Origin of the sequence: Nevskia sp., from assembly GCF_023266035.1 — a bacterium.
GTDB lineage: Bacteria > Pseudomonadota > Gammaproteobacteria > Nevskiales > Nevskiaceae > Nevskia.
The window spans coordinates 1-3,661 of sequence record NZ_JAHFRY010000228.1; the positions used below are offsets into that span (position 1 = coordinate 1).

Sequence of the window (3,661 nt, forward strand, 5' to 3'; positions counted from 1 at the left end):
GAATACCTTGTCGACATTGGTCTTGTAGCAGCCGTCGCCATCGGTGGTCGCCTTGGCGTTGCCGCGGGCATCCTTGTCGACGCCGAAGGCTTCGAGCACCGTCGCTGCCGGGGACACGAAGCCCATCGCCAGCAGCACCAGATCGGCCTTCATCTCGAACTCGGAGTTCGGCACTTCGGTCATCTTGCCGTCCTTCCATTCGAGGCGGCAGGCAACCAGCTTTTCGACCTTGCCGCCCGAGCCTTCGAAGCGCTTGGTGGCCACCGACCAGTCGCGCTCGCAGCCTTCTTCATGGCTCGACGAGGTGCGCAGCTTGGTCGGCCAGTACGGCCAGACCATAGGCTTGTTCTCGGTTTCCGGCGGCTGCGGCAGCAGTTCGAACTGGGCGACGCTGGAAGCGCCGTGACGGTTCGAGGTGCCGACGCAATCGGAACCGGTGTCGCCGCCGCCGATCACCACCACGTGCTTGCCATCGGCACGCAGCTGGGCCTTGAGCTTGTCGCCGGCGTCGATCTTGTTCTGCTGCGGCAGGAACTCCATCGCGAAATGGATACCCTTCAGCTCGCGGCCCGGCACTGGCAGATCGCGCGGGTTCTCGGAGCCGCCGGTCAGCAGCACGGCGTCGAAATCTGCTTTCAGCTGATCCGGAGCAATGGTTTCCTTGGACCAGTTGGTGATCGTGCCCAGCTTGCCGGCGCCGACATAGACGCCGGTGCGGAAGATGATGCCTTCGGCCTTCAGCTGTTCGATCCGGCGATCGACATTGGCCTTGTCGAGCTTGAAGCCGGGAATGCCATAGCGCAGCAGGCCGCCCACGCGATCGTTCTTCTCGAACACCGTCACTTCATGGCCGACGCGCGCGAGCTGCTGCGCGGCGGCGAGTCCGGCCGGGCCGGAGCCGACGATGGCGATCTTCTTGCCGGTCTTGATCGTGGCTGGCTGCGGCACGACCCAGCCGTTTTCCCAACCCTTCTCGATGATGAAGTTTTCGATCGACTTGATGCCGACGGCGTCGTTATTGACGTTCAGCGTGCAGGCCGCTTCGCAGGGCGCCGGGCAGATGCGGCCGGTGAACTCGGGGAAGTTGTTGGTCGAGTGCAGCGTGTCGAGCGCGTTGCGGTAATCGTTGGTGTAAACGAGATCGTTCCAGTCCGGAATGATGTTGTTCACCGGGCAGCCGGTCATGCAGAACGGCGTGCCGCAGTTCATGCAGCGCGCGGCCTGGGTCTTGGCTTTCTCGTTCTCGAGAACGAGCACGAATTCCTTGTAGTTCTTGACGCGCTCGGGAACCGGGAGATAGCTCTCCTTCTGGCGCGTGTATTCGATGAAGCCTGTGGTCTTGCCCATGGTGTGCGTCTCGATATTTCAGTTCGGCTTGTTGGCAGCGTGTTGACTGCTTGTGGCGCGTCGTTACAGCAGGAACTTCAGACTCTTGAAGAAGGCGCTGATCCGCGCGCCGGCTTCTGGTGTCAGCGCGTCGTCGTAATGATTCAAGGTCAGCTTCATCAGCCGGTGATGCTGCAGGCCGATGATGGTGCTGTCCCGCGTTTCCTTCGGCGCCGTGGCGATCAAGGCCGAGTACTCGAACACTTTCAGACCGCCGACCTTGCTGAAGCTGGTCTTCTGGATGTCGTACTTCAGCTCGACACCATCCGGCACGCTCTGCTCGATCAGCAGACTGGCGAACTGGCGCTGGGCATCTTCCTTCTTCAGCCGGGCCAGGAACTCGTCGTTGGTCTGGTACTCGGCTTCCTTCGGCAGTTCGGGGCCGTAGTCGATCTGGATCTGCACCGGCGAGCCGCAGTCCTTGCAGGCAAAGATCACCCGGTTGTCGCCGGGCTGCTGCTCCCAGCCTTCGACATCGACGCTGAAGAAACCGGGACGCGTCAGCATCTCGGCTGCAACCGGTCCCGCCGACATCAAGGCAGCCAGCACTGCTGCCACAGGGGCAGCCAGCTTCAAGATCCGCTTCATCGCGACACTCCGGTTTCGATCGAGTTTTCCGACTTGGGCCCCAATGGGGTTCAGGCCGGGACTGCGTCCTTTTTGGCGACTGCAGCCATCTCGCCGAGCGCGCGCTTGTACTCATGCGGGACGACCTTGACGAACTTCTTGCGGCTGTTCGTCCAGTCGTCCAGCAGATTACGCGCTCGTGTCGAACCGGTGTGCTTGAAATGTCGTTCCAGCAGGTAACGGAGGATCGCTTCGTCGGTCTGCTTCTTGCCGTTGCGCTCCAGGCTGTGCCACAGGGCGCGGTCGACATTGGCTTCCTGCTCGCTCTTGATCAGCAGCGGCTCGACGGCAATCATCGCCATGTTGCACTTCGATTCGAACTTGCCGTCCGGATCGTAGACGTAGGCGATGCCGCCGGACATGCCGGCGCCGAAGTTGCGGCCGGTCTCGCCGAGCACCACGACGGTGCCGCCGGTCATGTACTCGCAGCCGTGATCGCCGGTGCCTTCGATGACCGTGGTGGCGCCCGAGTTGCGTACCGCGAAGCGTTCGCCGGCCACGCCGTTGAAGAAGGCTTCACCGGCGATCGCGCCGTACAGCACCGTGTTGCCGACGATGATGTTGTCGACCGCCCAGCCGCGGAATTCGGTGTTCGGACGCACGATGATGCGGCCGCCCGACAGACCCTTGCCGACGTAATCGTTGCCGGCGCCGACCAGATCGAGGGTGATGCCGTGCGCCAGGAAGGCACCGGCGGACTGGCCGGCCGTGCCCTGCAGCTGGATGTGGATGGTGTCGTCCGGCAGGCCGGCGTGGCCGTAGCGGCGCGCGACTTCGGATGACAGCATCGCGCCGACCGTACGGTTCAGGTTCTTGACCGGCGAGATGAACGACACCTGCTCACCCTTGTCGAGGGCTGCGCGGGCATGGGCGATCAGCTTGTTGTCGAGCGCCTTGTCGAGGCCGTGATCCTGGGTCAGCGTGTGGCGCACCGGTTCGCCCGGCTCGGTCGGCGCCTGATAGAACAGCCGCGAGAAATCGAGGCCCTGCGCCTTCCAGTGGCTGATCGCCTTGGACTTGTCGAGCAGATCGCTGCGGCCGATCAGTTCATCGAAAGTGCGGATGCCGAGCTGGGCCATCAGCTGACGCGCTTCTTCGGCGACGAAGAAGAAGAAGTTGACGACGTATTCCGGCTTGCCCGCGAACTTCTTGCGCAGCACCGGATCCTGGGTCGCGACGCCGACCGAGCAGGTGTTCAGATGGCACTTGCACAGCATGATGCAGCCTTCGACGACCAGCGGCGCGGTCGCGAAGCCGACTTCATCGGCACCGAGCATCGCGGCGATGACCACGTCGCGGCCGGTCTTCATCTGGCCGTCGGCCTGGACCCGGATACGCGAACGCAGGCCGTTCAGCACCAGGGTCTGCTGGGTTTCGGCCAGGCCGAGTTCCCAGGGCGCACCGGCGTGCTTGACGCTCGACAACGGCGATGCGCCGGTGCCGCCGTCATGGCCGGCGATCACCAGATGATCGGCCTTGGCCTTGGTGACGCCGGCGGCCACCGTGCCGACGCCGCTTTCGGCGACCAGCTTGACCGAGATCGACGCCCTGTCGTTGGCGTTCTTCAGATCGTGGATGAGCTGCGCCAGATCCTCGATCGAGTAGATGTCGTGATGCGGCGGCGGGCTGATCAGACCGACACCCGGCA

General features: G+C 63.5%; 3 protein-coding genes. All 3 read right to left on the bottom strand.

The annotated features are described in order from the left end of the window. Positions 1 to 1,347, bottom strand: a 1,347-nt coding sequence (locus Q0D45_RS21250; protein WP_293397837.1) for a glutamate synthase subunit beta, incomplete at its 3' end; no start/stop codon positions are given. Between the two features lie 63 nt (positions 1,348 to 1,410). Continuing rightward, entirely contained in the window at positions 1,411 to 1,974 is a 564-nt protein-coding gene (locus Q0D45_RS21255) for a hypothetical protein (protein ID WP_293397840.1), read from the bottom strand. A 50-nt stretch (positions 1,975 to 2,024) separates the two neighbouring features. Next, positions 2,025 to 3,661 (bottom strand): glutamate synthase-related protein (locus Q0D45_RS21260; protein ID WP_293397843.1); only part of this gene is annotated, 1,637 nt, incomplete at its 5' end.